We start from the raw sequence: 23,724 nt of genomic DNA, 5'->3' as shown, positions 1-23,724 counted from the left end.
ATGGCGGCGCTTTCAGTCGACCCGGCACGCAGCATTCCCGTCCTGCCCTCGCCCAATATCCAGGTGACGCGCGACTTCTATCGCGACCAGCTCGGCTTCAGCGTCGTCGGGCCGGAGATGGACGACTATCTCATCATGCGGCGCAACGAGATGGAGATCCATTTCTGGGAGAGCAGCGATCTCAAGCTGCCGGAAGTGTCCTCCTGCTACATCCGAGGCGGCGAGGTTCCCGCCCTGCATGCCGAATTTTCGGCGCGCGGCGTCGAGCGGCTGAGCCCCTTCACTGTTCGCCCGTGGAACATGAAGGAATTCTACATCCGCGACCCGCACGGCAATCTGCTGAAATTCGGCTGTGCGCCCGAAGAGCTGTGAGACACCGCCCTTGCAAGTTCAGGCGGCGGGAGTTCCCCGCCGGCTGAAAAAATCTGACCGCCTTACGCTGCAGCCAGCAGGCTGGCATTGCCGCCCGCAGCCGTGGTGTCGACGCAGACGGCGCGTTCATGCGCATAGGCCGCCGGGTTGAGCACCTCGCTGACCAGCGGCACGATCGGTCCTGACCGATCGGCAATCACCTTGCGCACGATGCGCGCCGCCTCGGGCGTGCCCGAGAAGGCGACGACGTCGACCCGCAGCGAGCGCGCCTCGACCGGATCGGGCCGGCCATCGATGGCCGCCAGCGGCAGGCCCTTGCCGGTCAGTGCCGAGAGTGCCGCCGGCGCACCCGGCGCGACGGCCAGCACGGCATTGCCGGCGGCGAGCGCCTGGATCGTCTGGGCAAGGAGCGTATCGCCGTCAGGACCGAGGCAGAGCACGCGGCCGCGCGGCGACAGCGACAGCGTGTTGGCTTCGCCGGTCGGTCCCGGCAGATCGACCTGGCCGAAATCGATGCTAGCGGCAGCGCCGATGGCTGCCGCGCCCTTGCCGCGCAGATGTTTGCGCAGGATGGCAATGCGATCAGGACGCGTCGACCAGCCGCCAAGCGTCGGGTCGGGCAGATTGTCGGCAAGCTCGGTCGCCGTCACCTTGTGGCCTTCGGCAAGATGGGTGCCGGCCTCCGGCCCCTTGCGGAAGCGGCGGAGATAGTGCGGGCCTCCGGCCTTCGGCCCGGTGCCGGAAAGCCCCTCGCCGCCGAAAGGCTGCGAACCGACGACGGCGCCGATCTGGTTGCGGTTGACATAGATGTTGCCGGCATGGATGCCGTCGACGAAATGCTGGACGCGGCCTTCGATGCGGGTGTGCAGGCCAAAGGTCAGGCCATAGCCCTTGCGGTTGATCTCGGCGATGACCGCGTCGATCTTGTCGGCGTCGAAACTGGCGACATGCAGCACCGGCCCGAACACCTCGCGCTCCATTTCCTCGATGCCTTTGACCCGGAAGACATGCGGCGCGACGAAGCGGCCGCTCTTCGGCGCTTCGAGCTTGGCGATCAGCCGGCCCTGCAGCCCCATCTTCGTGCAGTAGTCGCGGATCGAAGCTTGCGCCTCGTCGTCGATGACCGGACCGACATCGGTGGAAATCTGCCAGGGATCGCCGATGCTGAGCGCTTCCATGGCGCCCTTCAGCATCTCCAGCATCTTCTTCTCGACGTCCTTTTGCACGTAAAGCACGCGCAGCGCCGAGCAGCGCTGGCCGGCGCTCTGGAAGGCCGACGCAAGGATGTCACGCACCGCCTGTTCGGGCAGTGCAGTGGAATCGACGATCATGGCGTTTAGGCCACCGGTCTCGGCGATCAGCATGGCGTCGGGGGCGGCGGTTTCGGCCAATTGCTTCTCGATCAGCTTGGCGACCTCGGTCGAGCCGGTGAAGCAGACGCCGGCAATGCGGGGATCGGCGGTCAGCGGGCCACCGACCGAGGGGCCGTCGCCAGGCAGAAGCTGAATAACGTCCTCAGGCACGCCGGCCTCGCGCAGCAGCTCGACGGCGCGGAAGGCGATCAGCGGCGTCTGCTCGGCCGGCTTGGCGATCACCGAATTGCCGGTGACCAGTGCCGCGGCGATCTGGCCGGTGAAGATGGCGAGCGGAAAATTCCATGGCGAGATGCAGACGATCGCCCCGCGCGCTTCGGTGCCCGCTTCATTGCTGGCCGCCTCGGTGGCGTAATAGCGCAGGAAGTCGACGGCTTCGCGCACTTCGGCTACGCCGTCGGCCAGCGATTTGCCGGCCTCGCGGGTGGCGAGCGCAAAGAACTCGACGGCATTGGCCTCATAGAGGTCTGCGGCGCGGTTGAGGATGGCGGCGCGCTCTGTGACGGGACGCTTGGCCCAGGCCGGCTGTGCCTCCACGGCGAAACGCACGGCGGTCGCGACCTGCTTGGCCGCAGCCTCAGTGACCGTGCCGACAACCTCGTCAGGCTTGGCCGGATTGACGATCGGGCGCTGCTTGCCGTAGCCGGCGGCGCGGGTGATCGACTTGGCGTGCCAGCGATCCGACCCGGCAAAGCCTGCCTTGGCCTTCTCGATCGCGGCCAGCGTCACCGTGTCGGTGATGTCAAAGCCTTTCGAGTTGCTGCGGCCGGCGCCGAAAATCGCCGAGGGGCGAGCGATAGCCGGATTGGCGGCCGGGCCCTGGTTCTCGACAGTTTCGAGCGGATCGCGGGCGATGTCCTCCGGCTCGACCTCCTCGTCGGTCAACTGATGCACGAAGGAGGAGTTGGCGCCGTTCTCCAGCAGCCGCCGAACCAGATAGGCCAAAAGGTCGGAATGCGCGCCGACCGGCGCATAGATGCGGCAGCGCGTGCCCTCGGCCTGGCGCACCGTCTCATGCAGCGCCTCGCCCATGCCGTGCAGGCGCTGGAATTCGAAGGCATCGCGATTGTCAGCCATCGACAGGATGGCAGCGACAGTGTGGGCGTTATGGGTGGCGAATTGCGGATAGATGCGGTCGGTCATGCCCAGCAGCTTTTTCGCGCAGGCCATGTAGGAAACGTCGGTGTTGGCCTTGCGGGTGAAGACGGGATAGCCGCCAAGCCCGAGCGCCTGCGCCCGCTTGATCTCGGTGTCCCAGTAGGCGCCCTTGACCAGCCGCACCATGATGTTGCGGTCGTATTTCTTGGCCAGCGCGTAGAGCCAGTCGATGGTGAAGGCCGCGCGGGGCCCATACGCTTGCACCACCACGCCAAAGCCGTTCCAGCCGGCGAGCTCCGGCTCGGCCAGCACTTTTTCGATGACGTCGAGCGAGAGATCGAGCCGGTCGGCCTCCTCAGCATCGATGTTGAGGCCCATGCGCGAATGGCGCGCCGCCAGCGCCAACGACAGAAGCCGCTCGGCCATGACCGGCAGCATCTTTTCCTTCTGCGCCACTTCATAGCGCGGATGCAGCGCCGAAAGCTTGACCGAGATGCCGTGGTTCTGGCGGATGTCGGGGCCATTGGCGCCGGCATCGAGCGAGGAGATGGCGTCGGCATAGGCCTTGAGATAGCGCAGCGCGTCGGCCTCGGTGCGGGCTGCCTCGCCCAGCATGTCGAAAGAATAGAGATAGCCCTTCTGCGTCATTGGCCGGCCGCGCTTGACGGCCTCGGTGATGGTGCGGCCGAGCACGAACTGCTCACCCATTTCGCGCATCGCCGCAGCCACCGCCTTGCGGATGACCGGTTCGCCAAGTCGGCGCACCATCGAACGCAGCGTGCCTTCGATGCCGCCCTCGCCTTCGTCGAGGACGCGGCCGGTCAGCATCAGCGCCCAGGTCGAGGCGTTGACGAAAATCGAGCTTGAGCCACCTGAATGCGCCGACCAGTCGTGCGGCGCGATCTTGTCGGCGATGAGGTCGTCCATGGTCTCGGTGTCGGGCACGCGCAGCAGCGCTTCGGCGAGGCACATCAGCGCCACGCCTTCCTTGGTCGACAGGCCATAAGCGGAGAGAAATACTTCCATCAGCCGCGGATCGGACGAGCCGCGGACCGCCCGCACCAGATCGGCGGCGCGGGTCGAGATCGCGTCGCGGTCCTCTGTCGACAGCTGCGTCGCCTTGGCCAGCCGCTTCACCGCCTGGTCTTCATCGGGCAAATAGTTGGCACGGATCTGCTGGCGGATGGCATCGAGCGCGGGCATGGCGGTCCTGTGGAGCGAGCGTTAGGGAGCGGGCCGGCGGTCACCGGACCGAATGGCGCAAACTAGCACAAAGCGTGATTTCAATCGGTCCAAAGAAATCGACAAGATAGGTCAATCGATCTATCATAGCGTCTGATTTTAGCCAGATGGACCGCGATTTCGATGACCGAAGACCAATTGGACCGCATCGACCGGAACATCCTGTCGGCGCTGGCGCGCGACGGGCGGCTTTCCATGTCGGAACTCGCCGCCAAGGTCGGCCTGTCGAAAACGCCGGTGCAGGCACGGGTGAAGCGGCTGGAGAAGGACGGCTATATCAGGGGCTATCAGGCGATCATCGACCGCGAGCGTATGGGCGAAGGCCATGTCGCCTTCGTCCAGGTGAAATTGTCCGACACGCGCTCGGCCGCGCTCGACGCCTTCAACCGCGCCGTACAGGCCGTGCCGGAGATCGAACAATGCCACATGATGGCGTCGAGCTTCGATTATCTGCTGAAAGTCCGCACCACCGACATCGCCGCCTATCGCCGCGTGCTCGGCGAGCGCATTTCCGCTTTGCCCCACGTCGCCCAGACCTCGACCTTCGTGGCGATGGAGACGGTCAAGGACCGGTAATTCACTCCGCCAGCGTCTTCAAGAACGCCACCAGCGCCGCTCGCTCGCGGTCCGAAAGCTGCAGCGGGTGAACTTCGGACGTGCCTTCAACGCTTGGCGCCGCCTTGGCATAGTGGGCCACCACCTCGTCGAGCGAGGAGAACTGCCCGGCATGCATATAGGGCGGGCGGGTGGCGGCGCCGCGCAACGACGGCGTCTTGTAGGCACGGAACAGTTCCGGCCCTGACTTGATCATGAAGCGCAGTTCTCCGCAGGCGCTGTCGTCACCGTCGCGAAAGGCGCCAAGACAGTTGAACGGGTCAGCCTCGACCTGCGCTACGGCATCGATGCGGCCACGATCCACGGGCAAATCCGCAACCGGTGGCACACCGGTGTTGTGGAAGCTGTTGTCGGTGAAGCGCGGGCCATTGTGGCAGGTCACGCAATTGGCCTTGCCGATGAACAGTTTCAGCCCGAGGATTTCCTCAGCCGAAAAGGCATCATCGCCTAGCGGCTTGGCGCCTGCCCCCAGATCAATGGCAAAGCGGTCGAAGCGCGTCTGCGGCGGCTCGATCGAGCGCTCGAAAGCAGCGATCGCCTTGCCGATATTGGAAAAGGCGCGATTGACGTCCTCGGCCTGGGCTGCGGGCATGGCTTTCCAGGCGGCCTTCTCGGCATCGGTGCCGAGCGGGCTGGCATTGGCCGGCACGGTCGAGAGATCGGGCAACGGTCCAAAAATGCGCTCGTAGCGCTCACCAAACCGCTTCTTGATGTAGTGCACATAGGCAGCGCGGTTGCCGGCATGTTCGAGCGGATTTTCCAGCGGCGTCAGCGCCTGCGCCCAGAGACTGTCGCGCCGCCCGTCCCAGAAGAACCACGGATCACGAGCGACGCCGGCCAGCGGCATCGAACGCCGGTTGGTGCGGCCGACACCGACGGCTTGCGGCAGGTCGTCCTGGAACTGGCGGTCGATCTTGTGGCAGGTCGAGCAGGAGACCGTGCCGTCGCGGCTCATCCCGGCGTCGAAGAACAGCGTCGATCCGAGCGCCGCGGCGGCGGGCACATCGGCAAAGCGGTTGGTGGTGTCTGTCTTCAGCGGCGGCAGCGTGTTCAGCGCCAGCGAGGCGATGGTTTTCTTCTCGGCATCGGAAAACTGCGGCTTGCCGCAGCCGGCAAGCATCGTCACCACCACCAGCGCAAGACAACGCGAAAAGCGGCTCATCTAAAACTCACAGCACTACGTTGAAGACGACCGTGTCGGAACCGGCCGCCGCCGAGATGGCAAAGCGCAATTGCCACCATCCGCTCATGGTGAATTTCAAGCCGTCGATCCGATAGCGCCCGTCGCCAAGGTAGTCGGTGGCTTGCGGGCTGGTCGGCAGGCCGTGACTGTGCTGCGGCATGCCGCCTGAAACCGTGATCGCCGCCCCTTCCACCGGCGCGCCCTTGACCGTCTTCAGCGTCAGCAGCCAGGATTGCAGCTCGCCTTGCCGCACGACACCCCGTTCGGGCTGGAAGCTCGCCACGAACAAGCCGCTCGCGGTGGTTTTCGAGCGGGATATGTCGAGACCGGCAAACTGCGCCGACCGCGGCGCTGTCAGATAGACGATAGCGAGAATGCCTGCCAGCAAGGCAGCAAGACCAAGACCCGCGAGAAGATAACGCCATAGTGATGCCAAACCGGTTCCTCTTCTAGACATAACGTCTCGGGGTGCAATTCGCGTCCCGCCGCTTCTGTGGGAAAACGCTTCTGGCGCAAAAATCCGCTGCCGCCAACCATGGCGCTGCCGGTCGCAAAAAGCTACAGCACCGAGATTATCCGGAGAAAGACATATGGCAGCAAACGGCGTCGCTTCGATCGGTGAGTGCATGCTAGAGCTTTCGGGCCAGAGCGGGCCGAATTGGCGCATGGGCTTTGCCGGCGACACCTTCAACACGCTGTGGGCGCTGCATGCGCTGAGCGGCGACAGGCCCGCGACCTATGTTTCGGCCTTCGGCGACGATCCGTTCTCGCAGGGCCAGATTTCCTTCTTCGTTGAGAACGGCATCGGCATCGGCGCCAGCCCAATCATACCCGGCGCGCGGCCCGGCCTCTATGCCATCACGCTGACCGGTGCCGAACGCGCTTTCACCTACTGGCGTGCCGATGCAGCCGCGCGGCGACTTGCCTCGGACCCAGCCGCTCTGGCGAAAAGCCTTCAAAATCAGGCGCTTGTCTATTTCAGCGGAATCACTTTGGCAATTCTGGACGCCGCCGCGCGCAAGACCTTGCTGGCGGCTGTGGCGAATGCCCGCGCAGCCGGCTCGCTTGTCGCCTTCGATCCCAATTACCGGCCGCGCCTGTGGCAATGCCGCGAGGATGCGCAAGCCGCGATCCTCGAAGCGCTCGCCGTCACCGACATCGCGCTGCCGACCTTTCCCGACGAGCAGATGCTGTTCGGTGACACAACGCCGCAAATGACTGCGGAACGGCTTGGAAAGCAGGTCGGCGAGGTCGTCGTCAAGAACGGTGAGCTACCGGCACTGATCGCCGAAAACGGGAATTTGCGGCCTGTTCCGGCGGTCCATGTCGCCACCCCTGTCGACACCACCGGCGCCGGCGATTCCTTCAATGGCGGCTATCTCGCCGCACGGCTTGCCGGCCATGCCCCGGCCGAGGCGGTACAGCGCGCGCATCGCGTTGCCGCCGCCGTCGTGCAGGTGCGCGGCGCGCTGGCTCCGTTCGAAACACTTCGAGTGGCTTTCGAGAGCTAAGGTTTGTTGAGATTCCAGGTCAGGCCAAGTCGAAAATGGCTGATACCGAGAACCGGAGCGGAGCGTACTTAAGTACGTGAGCACCGGAAGCGCAGGAAGCGGCCATTTGCAGGCCGGCCTCACCTGAATATCAGCAGACCTCAAGGCAGACGGAATCGGTACTCCGTCACATGATGATATATCTGGCCCGGCCACAGCGTGGCTTGCGGAAAATACGGCCGGTTGGGTGCATCCGGCCACACTTGCGATTCCAGGCAGAAGCCTGAAAAAGCCTTGTAGCGACGTCCGCCCAATCCTGGTGAGGACGGCGCCACGTGCTGGCCGATATAGAGCTGGATGCCGGGTTCCGTGGTCCAGACCTCCATCTCGACACCGAAATTCGCCCCTTGCGCCCAGGATGCCTGCTTGAGCGGCCCCCGCGTCGAGGCAAGGCAGAAGTTCTGATCGTAGGCAAGCTGTTCGCCCTCCGTCTCCATGCGCAGCGGCCGCGCCTGACGGAAATCGAAGGGAGTGCCGTCGACCGGCTTCACCGCGCCGGTCGGAATCAGTTCGCTGTCGACCGGCGTATAGGCGCCGGCATTCAGCATCAGCCGGTGGTCGAGTATATCGCCGGCACCACCGTCATCGAGGTTGAAATAGGAATGCTGCGCAAGATTGCACGGCGTCGGTTCCTCGCAGGTCGCGGTCAGTTCCATGCTGAGCGTGCCGGGGATTTTCAGCCGGTAGGTGCAGGTCACGTCGAGCGCGCCGGGAAAGCCCATCGTGCCGTCGGGATCGTGCAGCGTCAGCGTGACGAAATCCTTGCCATGCAGAGACACCGTCCACGGCCGGTGGAAATAGCCTTGCGAGCCGCCATGCAGCGTATGCTTGTCGAGAAAATTGCGCTCCGTATCATAACGCTTGCCGGCGATGGTGAAGCGGCCACCCCCGATACGGTTGGCATAGCGTCCGACGACCGCACCGAAGAAGGCCCTGTCCGTCTCATAGGGTGCAAAACGGTCATAGCCGAGCACCAGCGGCGCGTCGTGCCCGGCCAGGCGCAGATCCTGCAGGATAGCGCCCAGCCCGATGATGTTGGCGGTGAGACCGCCGCCCTTGATGGTGAAGCGGCGGACATCCTCGCCCGCCTGCGTCGTGCCGAAAACCTCGCCGTCCTTCATCGCTATGCCCATACGTCGGTTGGTTGGTCCATGGACTTAGGCCGGCTGAATGTCGTCTGGCAAGGGCAGGCACATGGCCTGCCCTGTCCTCAATGTTTCCTAGAGGCCGAGGCCACCGATGCAGACATATTTGGTGTCGAGATAATCCTCGATGCCCTGATGTCCGCCTTCCTTGCCGAGGCCCGATTCCTTGACGCCGCCGAACGGCGCTTCCGGCGTGGTGATGAGGCCTTCATTGACGCCGACCATGCCGTATTTCAGGCCTTCCATGACCCGGAAGGCGCGGCCGAGATCGCCGGTATAGAAATAGGCGGCAAGGCCGAACTCTGTGTCATTGGCGAGCGCGATGGCCTCTTCCTCGGTCTCGAACTTGAACACCGGGGCGATCGGGCCAAAAATCTCTTCCTTCATGAAGCGCATGTCAGGCTTCGCATTGGCGATGACGGTCGGCTGGAAGAACGAGCCGCCAAGCGCGTGGCGCTTGCCGCCGGCAACGACCTTGCCGCCCTTGGACGTGGCGTCGGCGATGAATTCCTCGACCTTCTCGACGGCCTTCTCGTCGATCAGCGGCCCCTGCTGCACGCCCTCTTCCAGGCCCGAGCCAACCTTCAGCGCATTGCTGGCAGCGACCAGCTTCTCGACAAACTTGTCGTAGACACCGGCCTGCACCAGGAAGCGGTTGGTGCACACGCAGGTCTGGCCGGAATTGCGATACTTGGCCGTGATGGCGCCGGCGACGGCACGCTCGATGTCGGCATCGTCGAAAACGAGGAACGGCGCGTTGCCGCCGAGTTCCATCGACACTTTCTTGACGGTGACAGAAGACTTCTGGATCAGCATCTTGCCGATCTCGGTCGATCCCGTGAAGGTGATCTTGCTGACCAGCGGGTTGGCGCAGATCTCGTCGCCGATCTCGCTGGCGGAACCCGTCAGAATGTTGATGACACCCTTGGGGAAGCCGACTTCCTCGGCCAGCGCGCCCCAGGCGAGACCGGAATAAGGCGTCTGCGAGGCCGGCTTGACGACGGCGGTGCAGCCAGCGGCCAGCGCCGGGCCGAGCTTGCGGGCCAGCATCGAGGATGGGAAATTCCACGGCGTGATGGCGGCGATGACGCCGACCGGCTCCTTGGTCACCAGGATGCGGCGGTCAGCCCACGGCGACGGCACGACGTCGCCATAGGTGCGGCGGCCCTCTTCGGCGAACCACAGAATATAGGCCGCGGCCGAGCCGATCTCGCCCTTGGATTCGAACAGCGACTTGCCCTGCTCGATGGTCAGCAGTTCGGCCAGCACGTCCTGATTGTCCATCATCGCGTCATGCAGCTTGCGCAGCAGCTTCGACCGCTCGAGCGCGGTGGTCTTGCGCCATGTCTTGAAGGCGGTGGCGGCGGCCTCGATGGCGCGGTGGGTCTCGGCCTTGCCCGATTTCGGCACGGTGCCGATCTTGAGGCCGGTGGCCGGATTGTTGACGTCGACAGTCTGGCCGCTGTCGGCCTGCACCCATTCGCCGTTGATGAGATTTGCCTGCCGCATGAAATGGCTGGTTTTCTGAAGCATGGTCTAGCCTCCGTTCGGCGCTCTGACGGGCCGGTTTCTCGAGAAATTCGGTAAGCGTGCGCTATCCCGCACGCTGGAGCCACTGCTCTTTACCTAGGGCAAGCCCGGCAAGCAATCGCAATATGGCATATAGGGGTTGGGCCAGCGCCAAACTACCCGAAGACATGAACCACCACCGTCAACCAGAAGGCGGTTGTAACAACCGCGCTCGCGGTGGCGATGGTCATCTGGTTCGACGCCAGCGCCTGGCCGGTGTTGAACTGCACGGCGATCAGATAGGAATTGACGCCGGATGGCAGCGCCGCCACCACGACCGCCACCTTGGCCGTCAAGGGCGGCAGGCCAAGCAGCCAGACCAGGCCGAGCACCAGCGCCGGCATCACGAACAGTTTCAGCACCGACAGCGCCAGCGCCGGCCGGATGTTGCCGGTAATGCCGAAACGGCGCAGGCTGAGCCCCATCGCAAACAACGCCACCGGCCCGGCCGTGTTAGCCAGCGCATCGACCAGCCGCGTGGCAAGGTTCGGCAGCGGCGCGCCGGTGAGGCGCCATGCCAGCCCGGCGAGGATGCCGATGATCAGGGGGTTGGAGAACAGTCTTTTCAGAAAGCTCTGGATGATGCGCAGCGGGTGCACGGGCTCGCTGCCACCGCGGCCAAATATCTCGAACATGATGATCGAAGCCATCATCATGGTCGGCAGATGCACGGAAACGAGCAGCGACAGCACTTCGAATCCGCTGGATCCGAATACGCCGAGAACGAAGGGAATGCCCAGCAACACCACGTTCGAGAAGGACGACGACACGCCACCGACGATGCCGGTGCGTGCGTCCCGCCCGAAGACCCGTGTCGTCACCAGATGGCCGGCGGCCCATGTGATTGCCACTGCCGTGAAGTAAGCGCCCCACAGCGACCAGGGCGCCACGCCGTGGAAATCGGAATTCACCATCGTCCGAAAAAGCAGCAGCGGCATCGCCACGTTGATGGCGAATTCAGAGATGCCGTCCCCGCTCGCCGGTTTCAGATAGCCGGTGAGCCCGGTGAGATAGCCGAGCGCGACGAGGCTGAAGACGAAAAGAACGGTTTCGGTGAGCGGCGACATTTTTCAGGGATAGGCGAGCCCGGATGGCAGCGCAATCGCCCTGCCCTTCGCAAATCGATCCCCATTCCGGGCGGCGCCTGAATTTGATCATGGTCGGGTGGCAGCGCTATACAGGCTTGGGAACATCGGGGCGGACACAAAGCGAATGGTCGCGACGCCGAAACAGCGTCATTTCAGACAGGCGTGGCTGACGGCTTTCGTCGCCGCCCTGTTTTGCCTTGCCGCGACGGCGCTTGCGGTTGCGGACACGGCGAGCCTCAAGGGCGTGGCGCTGATCATCGGCCAGTCGAAATACGAGCACATCACCGCCCTTGCCAATCCGGCCAACGACGCCCGCGACATGGCCAAGATGCTGACCGATCTCGGCTTCGACGCCCGCAGTGTCAGCGATCGCGATGCAGCCAAGCTGAAGCGCGACCTCGAACGTTTCGTCGAGGACGCCGAAGGCGCCGATGTCGCCTTCATCTACTATTCCGGCCACGGCATCGAGGCCGGCGGCGAGAATTACCTGGTGCCGGTCGACGCCGACGTGTCGTCGCTGAAGGATGCCGATGAGGCGCTGGTGCCGATTTCCGCCGTCATGGACGAATTGAAGAAGACCGTGCCGGTGACGATTATGCTGCTCGACGCCTGCCGCACCAACCCGTTTCCGCCGGATGCTGTCGTGCGCCGGGCGCCGACGGCCTCGGCGTCGCCGATTGGCGCCGGCGGGCTGGAGCCGGTGCGTGGCGCCAAGGCGCTCGGCGATGCGCCGGCGGCAACGGAAAACCTCGGCACAGTGGTCGGTTTTGCCGCCGAGCCGGGACGCCCGGCGCTCGATGGCGCCGTCGGCGAAAACAGCCCCTATGCGGCAGCACTGCTGCGCCACCTCGCTGCGATGAAAGGCACCGAATTCGGCTCGGTCATGCGCATGGTGACGGAAGAAGTCTATCTCGACACCAAGGCCAAGCAGCGGCCATGGGTCAATGAGAGCCTGCGCCGGCTGCTCTATTTCGGCATAGCACCGCCGGAACCGACCGGCGACGACGGGCTGATCACCGGCGAGCGGCGGCAATTGCTGCTGACCATTTCCGACCTGCCCGATCCCAGGCGCGCGCAAGTCGAACTGGCCTCGTTTCAGGAAGGCGTACCGCTCGACGCGCTCTACGGCGTGCTCAAGGCGCTCGGTACCGAGAAAATCCCGGAGGATCCGACGGACCTGCAGAAAGTGCTCGATGCACAGGCCGGTCGGCTGAAGAAGATGATCTCCGAAAGCGACGCCTTGCGCACCGACGATCCGGAGATCAAGCAGCTGGTCGCCTCCGCCGACAAGGCCACCAGCCAGGGCGCCATCGTCACGGCCCGCAAATTCCTCGACGAGGCGGTTGGCCGGGTCGAGCAGGGCAGCGGCGCGGTCGACCAGGCAGAGGAACTGATCAAGCGCAAGCGCATTGCCGATGCCGCGATCTATGCCAGGCGAGCCGATGCGTCAGCGCTGGTGTTCGACTACCAATCCGCCGCCAACGACTACGGCAAGGCGTTTTCACTGGTCGAGAAATGGGACGACAAACTGCGCTGGAACTACAAGAACCAGGAGGCCGAGGCGCTGAATGCGCACGGCGATGCCACCGGCGACAAGGACGCTCTGCAGCGCGCCATCGACGCCTACCATGTCATCCTCAACTTCATTCCCAATGGCGAACAGAATCGCGACTGGGCGATTACTCGCAACAACATGGCGGTGGTGCTGCAGACCATCGGCGAGCGCGAGACCGACACCGCTAGGCTGGAAGAGGCGGCAGAGATCTTCCGTGCCTCGCTGGCCGTGTTCGAGCGTGACAAGGACGACCTCAACTGGGCCGCGGCCCAGAACAATCTGGGCAATGTGCTGTTGAAGATCGGCGAGCGCGAGAGCGACCCGAAGCGCCTGAACGAAGCGGTTGCCGCGATGCGTGCGACGCTGGAGAAGCGCCCGCGTGAAAAAGTCCCGCTGGACTGGGCCGCTTCGCAGATGAATCTCGGCCTGGCGCTTTACGCGCTCTCGGAGCGCGAGCCAGGTGGCGAGCATATGACCGAGGCCGAGGCCGCCTATCGGCTGTCGCTCGAAGAATATACGAGGCAAAAGGCGCCTGTGCAGTGGGCCATGGTGCAGAACAATCTCGGCAACACGCTGGTTTCGCTGGGCACGTTGCGCAACGACAAGGCGAAAATCACCGAGGCGGCCGACGCCTTTCGCGCCGCGCTCGAGATTCGGACCCGCGAGACCTTCCCGGTCTCCTGGGCGACCAGTCGGCTCAATCTCGGCAATGCGCTGAACAGTGCTGCCCGTTTCGATCTCGGTACCAGCAATCTGGAGGAAGCTGCGGCAGCCTATGGCGATGCGCTGACGATCTTCACCCGTCAGCGTTTTCCGATGGATTGGGCCTCGACCCAGAACAATCTCGGCTCGACCTACCAGACACTTGGCCAGCGCAGCGGCGATCCGGCCAAGCTCGAGCAGTCGGCTTCTGCTTTCCGGGCGGCGCGGCGGGTCTACACCAAGAAGGACTTCCCGCTCGACTGGGCGATGACGCACTACAATCTCGGCAACACGCTGCAACTGCTCGGCGGGCTGTCCGACAAGCCCGAGCACTACAAGGATGCGATCGAGGCCTATCGCGACGCGTTGCGCGAGTACAAGCGCGAGACGACGCCGCGCCAATGGGCGCTGGCTGAGGCCGGCCTCGGCTCGGCGCTACACTGGCTGAGCATGAGCAATGCCGATCCCAAGACCCTGGTCGATTCGATCACCGCGCGACGGGCAGCACTGGAGGTGCTGACTTTCGAGACGGCGCCCGTCGATTGGGCGAACGCGCAGAACGGCATCGGCATGAGTCTGCTCAATCTCGGCAATCTCGAACGCACCGACAAATATTTGAACGATGCCGAAGCCGCCTTTTCGGCTACGCTCAAAGTCTTCACCCGTGAGAGCCTGCCGATGCAATGGGCCTTCCAGCAGAACAATCTTGGCGACATCCATTGGAATCGCGGCAGCTACGGCGGCGGCAACGCTGAATACCAGAAGGCGATCGAATTCTTCGAGAACGCCAAGCTAGGCTTTACTGAAGCCGGCTACACGCCCCCCATCGCGCTGACCGACCAGAAGATCGAGCTGGTGAAGAAGCAGATGGCGAAGAAATAGGCCCTACGCTGCCGCGCTTGTCTTTCAGCTGGCTTTGCCCTCCCTATATGCCTGTCACCGGACTCGCCTGCCGGCGACCGGGAGAAAGATAACTGATGCTTCGACTTGCCCTGGCACTGTTTCTGCTTGTCGTTCCCGCCGTGGCCCATGCAACGGATTCCGGCTGGGCGCAGTTGGCTGATGGTGGACATGTCGTGCTGCTTCGCCACGCAATGGTCACCGGCACCACCGATCCGGCTAATTTCGACATCACCAAATGCGCCACCCAGATCAACCTCTCGGCCCGCGGCCAGCAGCAGGCGGGCAAGATCGGCGCACTGTTTGCCGCCCGCGCCGCGCCCATCGAGCGCGTGCTGTCCAGCCGCTATTGCCGCTGCCTCGACACCGCTCGCATCGCCTTCGAAGCCGAGCCGGAACCCTTCGCGCCGCTGGATCTCCTGAAGACCGATGCGACGGAAAAAGCCGCCCAGATCGCCGCTATCATGGCGGAGATCCGCGGCTATTCCGGCTCCGACAACCTGGTCATGGTCACCCATCTCGAAAACATCGTGGCGCTGACCGGCGTCTCGCCGCGCGAAGGCGAAGCGGTGGTGGTCGAGCCTAAGGGCGATGGCCTGCGCGTGCTCGGCCGGGTCACCTTCTGACGGCGCGGACCCCCGCAGACGGGTGTTGCCGAAATACAACCATCGGAAGAAGCCGCAAATTCGCCACGACAATGCCGCTTGCGACAACCCGTCGCAGGGGCTATAGGCGCGCTCCCGGTCACGAAAACCGAAGCGAGCACAACGGTTGGAGCTTTCGTCTCCGCCCGTGCAGGCGGCTTTGCCGCCCTGTATACGGCGCCGTTTTGGGGATTGGGATCGCGGATGTAGCTCAGTCTGGGAGAGCGCCGGATTTGGATCCGGAGGTCGCAGGTTCGAATCCTGCTGTCTGCACCACGGATAGCTCAGTTGGGTAGAGCATCAGACGGTTAATCTGATTGTCGAAGGTTCGATTCCTTCTCCATTGGCCTGATAAGCCAGCACCCTGCCACGGTGTTATCTGAAAAACGGTCCGGGGACCGGAATGCGAAGAACCTGACGGACGGCCGAAGCCCACGGGCCGAGGCCGTATCGAAAAGTCCGACGCCATCGGCTCGCGGCCAGGCCGCGGTGACGATCAAGGCGCAGTGTCGCCGGCAAGGGAGGCTTCGGCTTCCGGCGCTCGCTTCCCTGCCTCGCGATCCGCTCCCGAAGGCCCGCCACGGATTGATGCCACCGGTCCCCGGATCATTCGTGCCCGGAATGACGACGTGAAACGAGAAACGAAAGGATGATCGACGCATGAATTGACGCCTCGGAAGGGGCCATGCCCGACAGGAGTAATGACAATGACCACTCTCGATAAGGTTCTTGGACGCGAGCGCGTCCTCGTAAAGGAAAACGAACGTGCCATCACCCTCCACAAGGGGGAGATCAAGGCTGTGCTGTTGCCGGGTGAGCATTGGCTCGCCAACCGGCGCCAGAGCCTTGAGGTATCCCGGCACGATCTGAAGAACCCGGAATTCGTTTCGGCATACGAGAAGGCGTTGTTCGACAAGCTCCCGGATGTGGCCGCGCGTCATTTCACCGTCGTTCGCACCGGGCGCACGGATGTCGCGATCATCGAGCGTGACGGCAATCTCCATGCCGTTCTGGCGCCCGATCGCAAGCTCGTGCTGTGGACCGATGCCGGCCCGTGGAAGGTGACGGTGATCGACACCGCTGCCGATCTGGCGATCGATCCCTCGGTCATGCGCCGGCTCGGCCAGAGCCGGAAGACGGAATTGATGTCCGTCCATCCGGTCGTCGACGGTCAGGCCGGACTGCTCTTCGTCGACGGCGCCCTTGTGCGGACGCTTGCCGCGGGTGTGCATGGCTTCTGGAATGTCGGACGCATGGTGCAGATCAAGGTCGTCGACCTCAAGCGCCAGTCGCTCGATGTCGCCGGACAGGAAGTGCTGACCAAGGATCGCGTCACGATCCGTGTCAACATCGCCGCCGAATACCGTGTCGTCGACCCGGTCAAGGCGGTGAGCGCTGTGAAGGACTTCGCTGAAGCCCTCTACCGCGCCCTCCAGTATGCCTTCCGCAAGGCTCTTGGGGCGCTCACGCTCGATCAGATCCTCGAAAAGAAGGTGACGATCGACGAGGAGGCTGCCGGCAAGGTCCGTGCCGACATGGCCGAGATCGGGATCGAGGTCAGCGATATCGCCCTCAAGGATGTCATCCTGCCGGGCGAGATGCGCGAGATCCTCAACCAGGTGGTTTCGGCCGAAAAGCAGGCCGAGGCCAACATCATCCGCCGTCGCGAGGAGACGAACGCCACGCGTTCCCTGCTCAACACGGCCAGGGTGATGGCCGAGAACCCGGTGATGCTGCGGTTGAAGGAGCTCGAGGCTCTGGAGACCATCGCCGGCAAGGTCGAGCGTCTGACCGTTCACAACGGAACGGGCGGGCTGCTGAACGATCTGGTCAAGCTCCGCGACTGAGCTGACCCAACGTCAAATCGGAAGGGCCGCCAGGCAAACCGGCGGCCCTTCTTGCGTTCGCGAAAGCGCCATCCCATCTGTGCCCGGCGTATCAGGCCTTTTCCTGCCGGGAAAAACCGATTAGACAGCGCCCAAACACATGCGGACAGATTCCGCCCGCAACCGAAGGAAAAGCCCTTGTCCACCACGTTCGACAAAGTCGCCAAGATCATTGCCGACACCAGCGAGATCGATATCGACACCATCACACCTGAAAGCCACACCATCGACGATCTCGGCATCGACAGCCTCGACTTCCTCGACATCGTCTTTGCCATCGACAAGGAATTCGGCATCAAGGTGCCGCTGGAAAAGTGGACGCAAGAGGTCAATGACGGCAAGGCCTCGACCGACGACTATTTCGTCATGAAGAACCTGTGCGCCAAGATCGACGCGCTGGTTGCGGCCAAGAACGCCTGATGTGGCCCAAGTCGCGCGGCCTTGACGCGCCTTGCAGCCTGACCCACAACAGCCGCCCATGAGCCCCCACGACGTCGTCATCACTGGCATTGGCCTTGTCTCCTCGCTAGGAGAGGGTCCGGATGCGCACTGGCAGAAGCTCGCTCAGCCGGGCCTGACCCCCGTGCTCGAAGCCGCGCGCTTCTTGCCCTACACCGTCCATCCCTTGCCGGAGATCGACTGGAACCTGCAGATCGTCAAGCGTGGCGATCAGCGGCAGATGGAGACATGGCAGCGGCTCGGCACCTATGCCGCCGGCCTGGCGCTGGACGATGCCGGCATCAAGGGCAATGACGAGCTCTGCGCGACCATGGAAATGGTGGTGGCCGCCGGCGGCGGCGAGCGCGACGAGGCGGTCGACGCAGCCATTCTCGCCGCTTCGGAAAGCCGCAACGACCGCGACGTGCTGCTCAACGAGAAGCTGACCACGGAATTGCGCCCGACGCTGTTTCTGGCCCAGCTTTCCAACCTGCTCGCCGGCAACATCTCGATCGTTCACAAGGTGACCGGTTCCTCGCGCACCTTCATGGGTGAGGAAGGGGCAGGCGTCGCCGCTGTCGAGACGGCTGCCGCGCGCATCCGCTCCGGCCAGTCGACGCATATACTGGTCGGCGGCGCCTTCCAGACCGAGCATTCCGACATGCTGCTTGGCTATGAACTGGCCGGCTATCTGCACCGTGGCGCCTGGAAGCCTGTCTGGCAAAGGCAAGGTGCCGAGGGCGGCGGCGTGGTGACCGGATCCGGCGGCGCCTTCCTGGTTTTGGAACAGCGTGAACACGCGACCAACCGCGGGCGAAAAATCTATGCCGAACTCGGCCCGGTCGTATCCGGGCGCGCCAAGCGCCGGCAGGGCGAACTCGACGCCAGCATCGCCGCGCTCATCAAGCAGGCTGCCTTGCCGAACGGTGAATTGCTCGCCATCTCCGGCGCTTCAGGCGCGCATGCCGCGACCGCGGCCGAGAAATCGGCGCTCGATGCCAATCCGGCGATATCAGCCCGCGGCTTCTCGACTTTGACCGGCCATATGAAGGAAGCGCAGTTCCCCTTCGCCGTTGCGCTGGCGGCGCTGGCCGTCGACCGCAAGGCCGCCTACCCCGCTTTTGATGCTGCTGCCGAGAAGCCATTCAAAGGCGTTCCGAAGACCGTGCTTGCAACGGCGATCGGCTATCACCAATTCGAGGGCTTGGCGCTGGTCAACGCTGCCGACTAAGGGTTCAAGAAAAAATGGCCAATCTGAACGACCACATGGGCAGGCCGATCGTCGCCGTCACCGGCATCGGCGTGGTGACCTCGCTCGGCGTCGGCAAGACCGACAATTGGGCAGCACTGACCTCGGGCAAGTCCGGCATCCACCCGATCACCCGCTTCCCGGTCGATCATCTGAACACGCGTATCTCGGGCATGGTCGACTTTCTGCCGTCCAGTTCCAAGGGAGCCAGCCTCCTGACCTACGAATTGGCAGAGACGGCAGCGCGCGAAGCGGTCGCGGAATCGGGTCTTGATTCCGGCGATTTCGGCGGACCGCTTTTCCTCGCCTCGCCGCCGGTCGAACTCGACTGGAGCGAGCGCTTCTCGCTCTACAATTCCGACAGCCAAAACGCCGGCGCCGAAAGGCTGCTGCGGGTGGCGCGCGGACTGAAGGAACTCGATATTTTCGAAACCACCCAGTTCGGGTCGATCGCCGACCGGCTTGCCGACAGCTTCGGCACGCGCGGCCTGCCGATCACGCTGTCGACCGCGTGCGCGTCGGGCGCCACCGCCATCCAGCTCGGCGTCGAGGCGATCCGCCGCGGCGAATGCGACCGGGCGCTGGCGATCGGCGCCGATGGCTCGGCGACCGCCGAGGCGCTGATCCGCTTCTCGCTGCTGTCGGCGCTTTCGACCCACAACGACATCCCGGAGAAGGCATCCAAGCCGTTCTCCAAGGACCGTGACGGCTTCGTGCTGGCCGAGGGTTCGGGTGCGCTGGTGCTGGAATCGCTGGAAGCGGCTCTTGCTCGGGGCGCGACCATCCTCGGCATCCTGCGCGGCTGCGGCGAAAAGGCCGACGATTTTCACCGCACCCGCTCCAAGCCCGACGGTTCGCCGGCGATCGCCGCGGTCCGTGCCGCCCTTGCTGACGCAGGCTTGAGCAAAGACGAGATCGACTACGTCAACGCCCATGGCACGTCGACGCCTGAAAACGACAAGATGGAGCATCTGTCGCTGTCGACGGTGTTCGGCGACCGGATCGGCTCTATGCCGGTCTCGTCGAACAAGTCGATGATCGGCCACACACTGTCGGCGGCCGGCGCTGTCGAGGCGGCGTTTTCGCTGATGACCATGCGCGAAAGCGTCATCCCGCCGACCATCAACTACGACAATCCCGATCCCGCGATCGTGCTCGACGTGGTGCCCAACAAGAAGCGCAACGCCGAGGTTGGCACCGTCCTGTCCAACTCCTTCGGCTTCGGCGGCCAGAACACTTGCCTTGTCATGGCGCGGGAACCGGTCTAAGCGACCTCTTTCCGCCAATCAGAACCGACAGGCTCAATGCGCGCATTGCAACTTATCGAGGATCGCCGTCTTGAGACGGTGGACCTGCCGCCTCCCCCGCCGCCTTCGCTTGGCGAAGTCACGCTGCGCATCAAGGCGGTGGCGCTCAATCACATCGATGTCTGGGGCTGGCGCGGCATGGCTTTCGCCAAGCGCAAGCTGCCACTGGTCGTCGGCGCGGAAGCCTCCGGCGAGGTCGAAGCCGTCGGCCCCGGCGTCTCCAATCTCCTGCCGGGGCAATTGGTGTCGATCTATGGCGCCCGCACCTGCGGCCTTTGCCGCGCCTGCCGGGAAGGCCGCGACAATCTCTGCGAGCATGTCTCCGGCGTTCACGGCTTCCATCTCGACGGCTTTGCGCAAGAGAAGATCAACCTGCCGGCGCGCCTGCTGGTCCCCGCCCCGCCCGGCGTGACCGACGTTGGCGCGGCCGTCGCGCCGGTCACCTTCGGCACCGTCGAGCACATGCTGTTCGACAACGCCCGGCTGCAGCCCGGTGAGGCCATTCTCGTCCATGCCGGCGGCTCCGGCATCGGCTCGGCCGCCATCCAGCTGGCGAAGAAGATGGGCTGTACGGTGATCACCACCGTCGGCTCGAACGACAAGATCGACAAGGCCAAGGCGCTCGGTGCCGACCATGTCATCAACTACCGCGACGACCGCTTCGAAGGCGTCGTGCGCAAGCTGACCAAGAAGAAGGGCGTCGACGTCGTGTTCGAGCATGTCGGCGCGGACACCTTTGCCGCCTCGATGCTGTGCCTGAAGCGCGGCGGACGCCTGGTCACCTGCGGCTCGACCTCCGGCGTGTCGACGCAGATCAACCTGATGCAGCTGTTCCAACAGCAGCTGAAGCTGCTTGGCTCCTTCGGCTGCCGCATGGAGAACATGGCCAACGCCATGCAGAAGATGGCGGCAGGTCTCGTCGCGCCGGTGATCGACACCGAAGTCGGCTTCGGCGATATCGACGCGGCTCTGAAGCGCATGGAAGGCCGTGACGTGTTCGGCAAGATCATCCTGCGCGTCGACTGAGAATGGTCGGCAAAGTGCTCAGGAAAGCCCGCCGGGACTTCATGTTTCGCTATGGCCGGCGGCTTCGCCAGATGGAGCATTGGCTGGTCGCGCGCCTGGCCATGACGATCATCTCGCTGCTACGCCTGCTGCCGGCCGACAAGGCGCTCAATTTCGCCGACCGCGTCGCCCGCCGCATCGGACCGCGGGTCGGACGTCACCGGGTGGCGGTCAACAATCTGCGCCTCGCCTATCCGGAAAAGAGCGACGCCGAGATCGAAGCCATCGCGCTCGACATGTGGGGCAACATGGCCCGCCTCGCCGCCGAGTACATCTTCCTCGACGCGCTTTTCGACTATGACCCGAATGCAACCAGTCCCGGCCGGGTCGAGGTTCGCGGCGCCGATCATTTCGTCGAGATCGCCGGCGAGCAAAAGCCGCACATCCTGTTCACCGGCCATCTCGGCAATTTCGAGCTGCTGCCGGTGGCCGCCGCCACTTTTGGCATGAAGATCACCGCGCTGTTTCGCCCGCCCAACAATCCCTATCTCGCCGACTACATCCACTCGACGCGTCGCTCGACGATGGGCGCCTTGTTGCCGTCTTCGACCGGCGCCTCATTCGCGCTTGCCGCCATTCTGGAAAATGGCGGCAATATCGGCGTGCTGGTCGACCAGAAATTCTCGAGCGGGCTGGAGACGACCTTTTTCGGCCGTACCTGCCAGAGCAATCCGGTGCTCGGCATGCTGGCCCGCCACTACGACTGCGACGTTTATCCGGCGCGCTGCGTGCGGCTGCCGGGCAACCGCTTCCGGCTCGAGATCGAGGACAAATTGACCTTGCCGCGCACCGAGGCTGGCAGCGTCGATGTTCCGGCCACCACCCAGCTTCTCGCCGATGTGGTCGAACGCTGGGTGCGCGAGGATCCCGGCCAATGGATGTGGTTCCACAAGCGCTGGGAGATCAGCGGCCGCCGGCGCAGCCGGCGCGGGCAGGCAAAAGAAGCTGCCAGCTAGATCCCGAACCAAAGGTTGGCGGAGCGAAAACCGAACCCGTCACTTCGGAAAAGATCATGCTCAAACAAGAAGATAGAGCCCCATCCCGATTCCATCGGGATGGAACAGGCTGCTAGAACAATGGGACGATAATGTTCGGTCGGTACGTATCCATCGTGGCGCCGTTGCGATCTTCGTCGAGCAGCGTGTCCGAACCGAAACTTGCCCGCAGGCCAACTACATATTTGTGAACGTTTATGCTTCCGCCGCCCATACCGCCGCCTGCGGAGATGTGGTCCAACTGATAACGCCCGAACAGCGAGATGGGCGTGCCGGAAAACCGGTACATGGCCTGCAGCGCGCCCGAAACGGTGTCGAGATTGGCGCCAAATCCCGAGAGCCGGGAAAAACCGAGTTCGCCGTCAAAGCGAAGATTGTCCTGGGCGAAATAGCGCACTACGCCCCGGCCACCCCAATTGTCGAAATGCCCGGATTCGCCTGAGGCCCGAAGCTGACCGTAGTTAACCTGGCCATAGAGGGTGACATTGCCCATGTATAGCTGGGCCTCGGGTCCGACCGCGAAGCTGTAGAGGTTCGGGCCGCCAAAGTCGCCGCCATAGCCGGTGACCGACGCAAAGCCGCCAAGCGCATAGGTGCTCGGATCGCGCCAGTAGCCGTGAACAGCACCGCCGTAGCCGTAGATGTTGTTGTCCTCGACCCAAAGCGAATCGACGAACGCGTCAGTCTGGATGTTCCAGCGCGAATCGATCGGGAAATTGACGCGGCCCACGCCGCCGGCGGTCGTTGCCGTTTCGTGCCCACCTTCGGCCGACAGATAAATCCCACCGAGATAGGCCTCGACGTAGCCGGAAATATGCGGCTGGGTGATAGCGGGATCCATGACGATCGGAGCGACGGCATCGGCGGCGAAGGCCGATGTGGCTGTTGCAGCAAGCGCCGCGCCAAGAAGAAGTCGGTACATCACAGAACCCCCTCGTCTTTTACCTATTCGGCATCTACCATCAATGTCCACTGATGCAAGCATAAGTAGCGTCAAACCCGGCAGACGGGCCGAGTTAGTTGGCCAATGCGATATTCCTGCAACATTTGGCGCCAAAGTTGTTTGAAAACACGCAAGCAACCACATGCCAGCCAGACGGACGTGGAACACTGCCGTCCGCCAGGATCGACTGTCTCTTCGTCAACGCAGAGTTAGTTGGTGACGACGATCCGAGTGTTGCCAAAGCCGACTTCGCGCACCATCGAATAGAAGGTTGCCGCATTGGCAGTGTGCAGACGTACGCAGCCATGCGATGCGGGGCGCCCAAGCTGTCTGACAGCACCCGTGCCGTGGATGGCGTAGCCGCCGTGGAAGAACACCGAATAAGGCATCGGCGACATATGGTACTTTTTCGAATACCACATCCGCGCCGTGCGTTGCGGCCGGTAGGTGCCGCGCGGCGTGAAATAGCCAGGACGAGCCGTGGAGACGGTCCACCGGTAAACCGACAGGCCATATCTGACAGTCATCGTCTGCGACGACACGTCGATACTCGCTTCCAACATGGCCGCGTTGCTTGCGGCCGGCGCCCCAAACAGCGCGGTTGCCAGCATCGCTGCTGCAAATAGAATTGACTTCTTCATGCGATCAAACCCCTTTGATGCCCCTTGCCTGCCCAGCTTCACGCCGTATTTCAGTTTTTTAAAGACAGGTGAATGAAGTAACACACACTCATTGACAAATTCGCCAATCTAAAGCAGCGAATTTGAACGATTTTCCCGCCATAGTTGCTGCAACGACACGCACC

At 63.6% G+C, this 23,724-nt stretch carries 19 protein-coding genes and 2 tRNA genes; 13 read left to right on the top strand and 8 right to left on the bottom strand.

The window, feature by feature from the left end; genetic code table 11:
* Window positions 1–372 (top strand): bleomycin resistance protein, encoded by a 372-nt coding sequence (locus AC1DXU_RS21950; protein ID WP_477372358.1) that lies wholly within the window; start codon window positions 1–3, stop codon window positions 370–372.
* Between the two features lie 62 nt (window positions 373–434).
* Here the strand turns inward: AC1DXU_RS21950 and putA are convergent, their stop codons facing one another.
* Window positions 435–4,046: a bifunctional proline dehydrogenase/L-glutamate gamma-semialdehyde dehydrogenase PutA gene (gene putA, locus AC1DXU_RS21945; RefSeq protein WP_477372356.1), complete on the bottom strand. Its 3,612-nt coding sequence runs from the start codon at window positions 4,044–4,046 to the stop codon at window positions 435–437.
* Window positions 4,047–4,208: 162 nt separating this feature from the next.
* Between putA and AC1DXU_RS21940 the strand changes: the two genes are divergently transcribed.
* A complete protein-coding gene (locus AC1DXU_RS21940) occupies window positions 4,209–4,661 on the top strand; it encodes an Lrp/AsnC family transcriptional regulator (protein WP_107650411.1) in 453 nt (150 codons plus the stop codon).
* Window position 4,662: 1 nt separating this feature from the next.
* On the opposite strand, the gene AC1DXU_RS21935 is transcribed toward AC1DXU_RS21940, so the two are convergent.
* Complete coding sequence (locus AC1DXU_RS21935; RefSeq protein ID WP_477372354.1) at window positions 4,663–5,862, bottom strand: cytochrome-c peroxidase; 1,200 nt, start codon at window positions 5,860–5,862, stop codon at window positions 4,663–4,665.
* A 7-nt stretch (window positions 5,863–5,869) separates the two neighbouring features.
* On the bottom strand, window positions 5,870–6,319 hold the full coding sequence (locus AC1DXU_RS21930) for a FixH family protein (protein ID WP_477276797.1): 450 nt from the start codon (window positions 6,317–6,319) through the stop codon (window positions 5,870–5,872).
* A gap of 154 nt (window positions 6,320–6,473) precedes the next feature.
* Between AC1DXU_RS21930 and AC1DXU_RS21925 the strand changes: the two genes are divergently transcribed.
* Window positions 6,474–7,394 carry a sugar kinase gene (locus tag AC1DXU_RS21925; protein ID WP_477372352.1) on the top strand — a complete coding sequence of 307 codons (921 nt, stop codon included), beginning with the start codon at window positions 6,474–6,476 and terminating at the stop codon, window positions 7,392–7,394.
* Between the two features lie 140 nt (window positions 7,395–7,534).
* Here AC1DXU_RS21925 and AC1DXU_RS21920 read toward each other — a convergent pair whose 3' ends face one another.
* From AC1DXU_RS21920 to AC1DXU_RS21910, 3 genes are all read right to left on the bottom strand, one after another.
* The gene (locus tag AC1DXU_RS21920; RefSeq protein ID WP_477372898.1) at window positions 7,535–8,560 is read right to left on the bottom strand and encodes an aldose epimerase family protein; all 1,026 of its coding nucleotides are present in this window, start codon (window positions 8,558–8,560) and stop codon (window positions 7,535–7,537) included.
* A gap of 93 nt (window positions 8,561–8,653) precedes the next feature.
* Window positions 8,654–10,111, bottom strand: coding sequence for an NAD-dependent succinate-semialdehyde dehydrogenase (locus AC1DXU_RS21915; RefSeq protein ID WP_477313811.1), 1,458 nt, complete (start codon window positions 10,109–10,111; stop codon window positions 8,654–8,656).
* Between the two features lie 152 nt (window positions 10,112–10,263).
* On the bottom strand, window positions 10,264–11,214 hold the full coding sequence (locus AC1DXU_RS21910) for an AEC family transporter (protein WP_477372350.1): 951 nt from the start codon (window positions 11,212–11,214) through the stop codon (window positions 10,264–10,266).
* A gap of 145 nt (window positions 11,215–11,359) precedes the next feature.
* On the opposite strand from AC1DXU_RS21910, the gene AC1DXU_RS21905 reads away from it, so the two are divergent.
* From AC1DXU_RS21905 to AC1DXU_RS21860, 10 genes are all read left to right on the top strand, one after another.
* Window positions 11,360–14,374, top strand: a complete 3,015-nt coding sequence (locus tag AC1DXU_RS21905; RefSeq protein ID WP_477372348.1) for a caspase family protein — start codon at window positions 11,360–11,362, stop codon at window positions 14,372–14,374.
* A 95-nt stretch (window positions 14,375–14,469) separates the two neighbouring features.
* On the top strand, window positions 14,470–15,018 hold the full coding sequence (locus AC1DXU_RS21900; protein WP_477372346.1) for a histidine phosphatase family protein: 549 nt from the start codon (window positions 14,470–14,472) through the stop codon (window positions 15,016–15,018).
* A gap of 218 nt (window positions 15,019–15,236) precedes the next feature.
* Window positions 15,237–15,312: transfer RNA gene (locus AC1DXU_RS21895), tRNA-OTHER, on the top strand.
* A 2-nt stretch (window positions 15,313–15,314) separates the two neighbouring features.
* A tRNA-Asn gene (locus AC1DXU_RS21890) sits at window positions 15,315–15,383 on the top strand.
* Window positions 15,384–15,743: 360 nt separating this feature from the next.
* Window positions 15,744–16,883, top strand: a complete 1,140-nt coding sequence (locus tag AC1DXU_RS21885; protein WP_477372344.1) for a slipin family protein — start codon at window positions 15,744–15,746, stop codon at window positions 16,881–16,883.
* Between the two features lie 177 nt (window positions 16,884–17,060).
* Window positions 17,061–17,342: an acyl carrier protein gene (locus AC1DXU_RS21880; protein ID WP_006335407.1), complete on the top strand. Its 282-nt coding sequence runs from the start codon at window positions 17,061–17,063 to the stop codon at window positions 17,340–17,342.
* A gap of 58 nt (window positions 17,343–17,400) precedes the next feature.
* On the top strand, window positions 17,401–18,591 hold the full coding sequence (locus AC1DXU_RS21875) for a beta-ketoacyl-ACP synthase (RefSeq protein WP_477372342.1): 1,191 nt from the start codon (window positions 17,401–17,403) through the stop codon (window positions 18,589–18,591).
* Between the two features lie 14 nt (window positions 18,592–18,605).
* Window positions 18,606–19,877 (top strand): beta-ketoacyl-ACP synthase, encoded by a 1,272-nt coding sequence (locus AC1DXU_RS21870; RefSeq protein ID WP_477372340.1) that lies wholly within the window; start codon window positions 18,606–18,608, stop codon window positions 19,875–19,877.
* Window positions 19,878–19,913: 36 nt separating this feature from the next.
* Window positions 19,914–20,942, top strand: coding sequence for a zinc-binding dehydrogenase (locus AC1DXU_RS21865; RefSeq protein ID WP_477372338.1), 1,029 nt, complete (start codon window positions 19,914–19,916; stop codon window positions 20,940–20,942).
* Window positions 20,943–20,944: 2 nt separating this feature from the next.
* Window positions 20,945–21,937 (top strand): lipid A biosynthesis lauroyl acyltransferase, encoded by a 993-nt coding sequence (locus AC1DXU_RS21860; RefSeq protein WP_477372336.1) that lies wholly within the window; start codon window positions 20,945–20,947, stop codon window positions 21,935–21,937.
* Window positions 21,938–22,049: 112 nt separating this feature from the next.
* Here AC1DXU_RS21860 and AC1DXU_RS21855 read toward each other — a convergent pair whose 3' ends face one another.
* Together AC1DXU_RS21855 and AC1DXU_RS21850 are read right to left on the bottom strand one after the other, a co-directional pair.
* On the bottom strand, window positions 22,050–22,898 hold the full coding sequence (locus AC1DXU_RS21855; RefSeq protein WP_477372334.1) for a hypothetical protein: 849 nt from the start codon (window positions 22,896–22,898) through the stop codon (window positions 22,050–22,052).
* Between the two features lie 230 nt (window positions 22,899–23,128).
* Window positions 23,129–23,560: a L,D-transpeptidase gene (locus tag AC1DXU_RS21850; RefSeq protein WP_477372332.1), complete on the bottom strand. Its 432-nt coding sequence runs from the start codon at window positions 23,558–23,560 to the stop codon at window positions 23,129–23,131.
* Window positions 23,561–23,724: the final 164 nt, after the last annotated feature.

This window comes from Mesorhizobium sp. P3_A10 (assembly GCF_056403175.1).
Note: the sequence above shows the minus strand (reverse complement) of the source record. Positions and strands in the feature narration are given on the sequence as shown.

Bases quoted from the DNA above. Each gene is read 5' to 3' on its own strand.
- AC1DXU_RS21950 (WP_477372358.1), top strand. From the start codon at position 1: ATGGCGGCGCTTTCAGTCGACCCGGCACGCAGCATTCCCGTCCTGCCC.
- putA (WP_477372356.1), bottom strand. From the start codon at position 4,046: ATGCCCGCGCTCGATGCCATCCGCCAGCAGATCCGTGCCAACTATTTG.
- AC1DXU_RS21940 (WP_107650411.1), top strand. From the start codon at position 4,209: ATGACCGAAGACCAATTGGACCGCATCGACCGGAACATCCTGTCGGCG.
- AC1DXU_RS21935 (WP_477372354.1), bottom strand. From the start codon at position 5,862: ATGAGCCGCTTTTCGCGTTGTCTTGCGCTGGTGGTGGTGACGATGCTT.
- AC1DXU_RS21925 (WP_477372352.1), top strand. From the start codon at position 6,474: ATGGCAGCAAACGGCGTCGCTTCGATCGGTGAGTGCATGCTAGAGCTT.
- AC1DXU_RS21915 (WP_477313811.1), bottom strand. From the start codon at position 10,111: ATGCTTCAGAAAACCAGCCATTTCATGCGGCAGGCAAATCTCATCAAC.
- AC1DXU_RS21910 (WP_477372350.1), bottom strand. From the start codon at position 11,214: ATGTCGCCGCTCACCGAAACCGTTCTTTTCGTCTTCAGCCTCGTCGCG.
- AC1DXU_RS21905 (WP_477372348.1), top strand. From the start codon at position 11,360: ATGGTCGCGACGCCGAAACAGCGTCATTTCAGACAGGCGTGGCTGACG.
- AC1DXU_RS21900 (WP_477372346.1), top strand. From the start codon at position 14,470: ATGCTTCGACTTGCCCTGGCACTGTTTCTGCTTGTCGTTCCCGCCGTG.
- AC1DXU_RS21885 (WP_477372344.1), top strand. From the start codon at position 15,744: ATGACCACTCTCGATAAGGTTCTTGGACGCGAGCGCGTCCTCGTAAAG.
- AC1DXU_RS21875 (WP_477372342.1), top strand. From the start codon at position 17,401: ATGAGCCCCCACGACGTCGTCATCACTGGCATTGGCCTTGTCTCCTCG.
- AC1DXU_RS21870 (WP_477372340.1), top strand. From the start codon at position 18,606: ATGGCCAATCTGAACGACCACATGGGCAGGCCGATCGTCGCCGTCACC.
- AC1DXU_RS21865 (WP_477372338.1), top strand. From the start codon at position 19,914: ATGCGCGCATTGCAACTTATCGAGGATCGCCGTCTTGAGACGGTGGAC.
- AC1DXU_RS21860 (WP_477372336.1), top strand. From the start codon at position 20,945: ATGGTCGGCAAAGTGCTCAGGAAAGCCCGCCGGGACTTCATGTTTCGC.
- AC1DXU_RS21855 (WP_477372334.1), bottom strand. From the start codon at position 22,898: ATGTACCGACTTCTTCTTGGCGCGGCGCTTGCTGCAACAGCCACATCG.
- AC1DXU_RS21850 (WP_477372332.1), bottom strand. From the start codon at position 23,560: ATGAAGAAGTCAATTCTATTTGCAGCAGCGATGCTGGCAACCGCGCTG.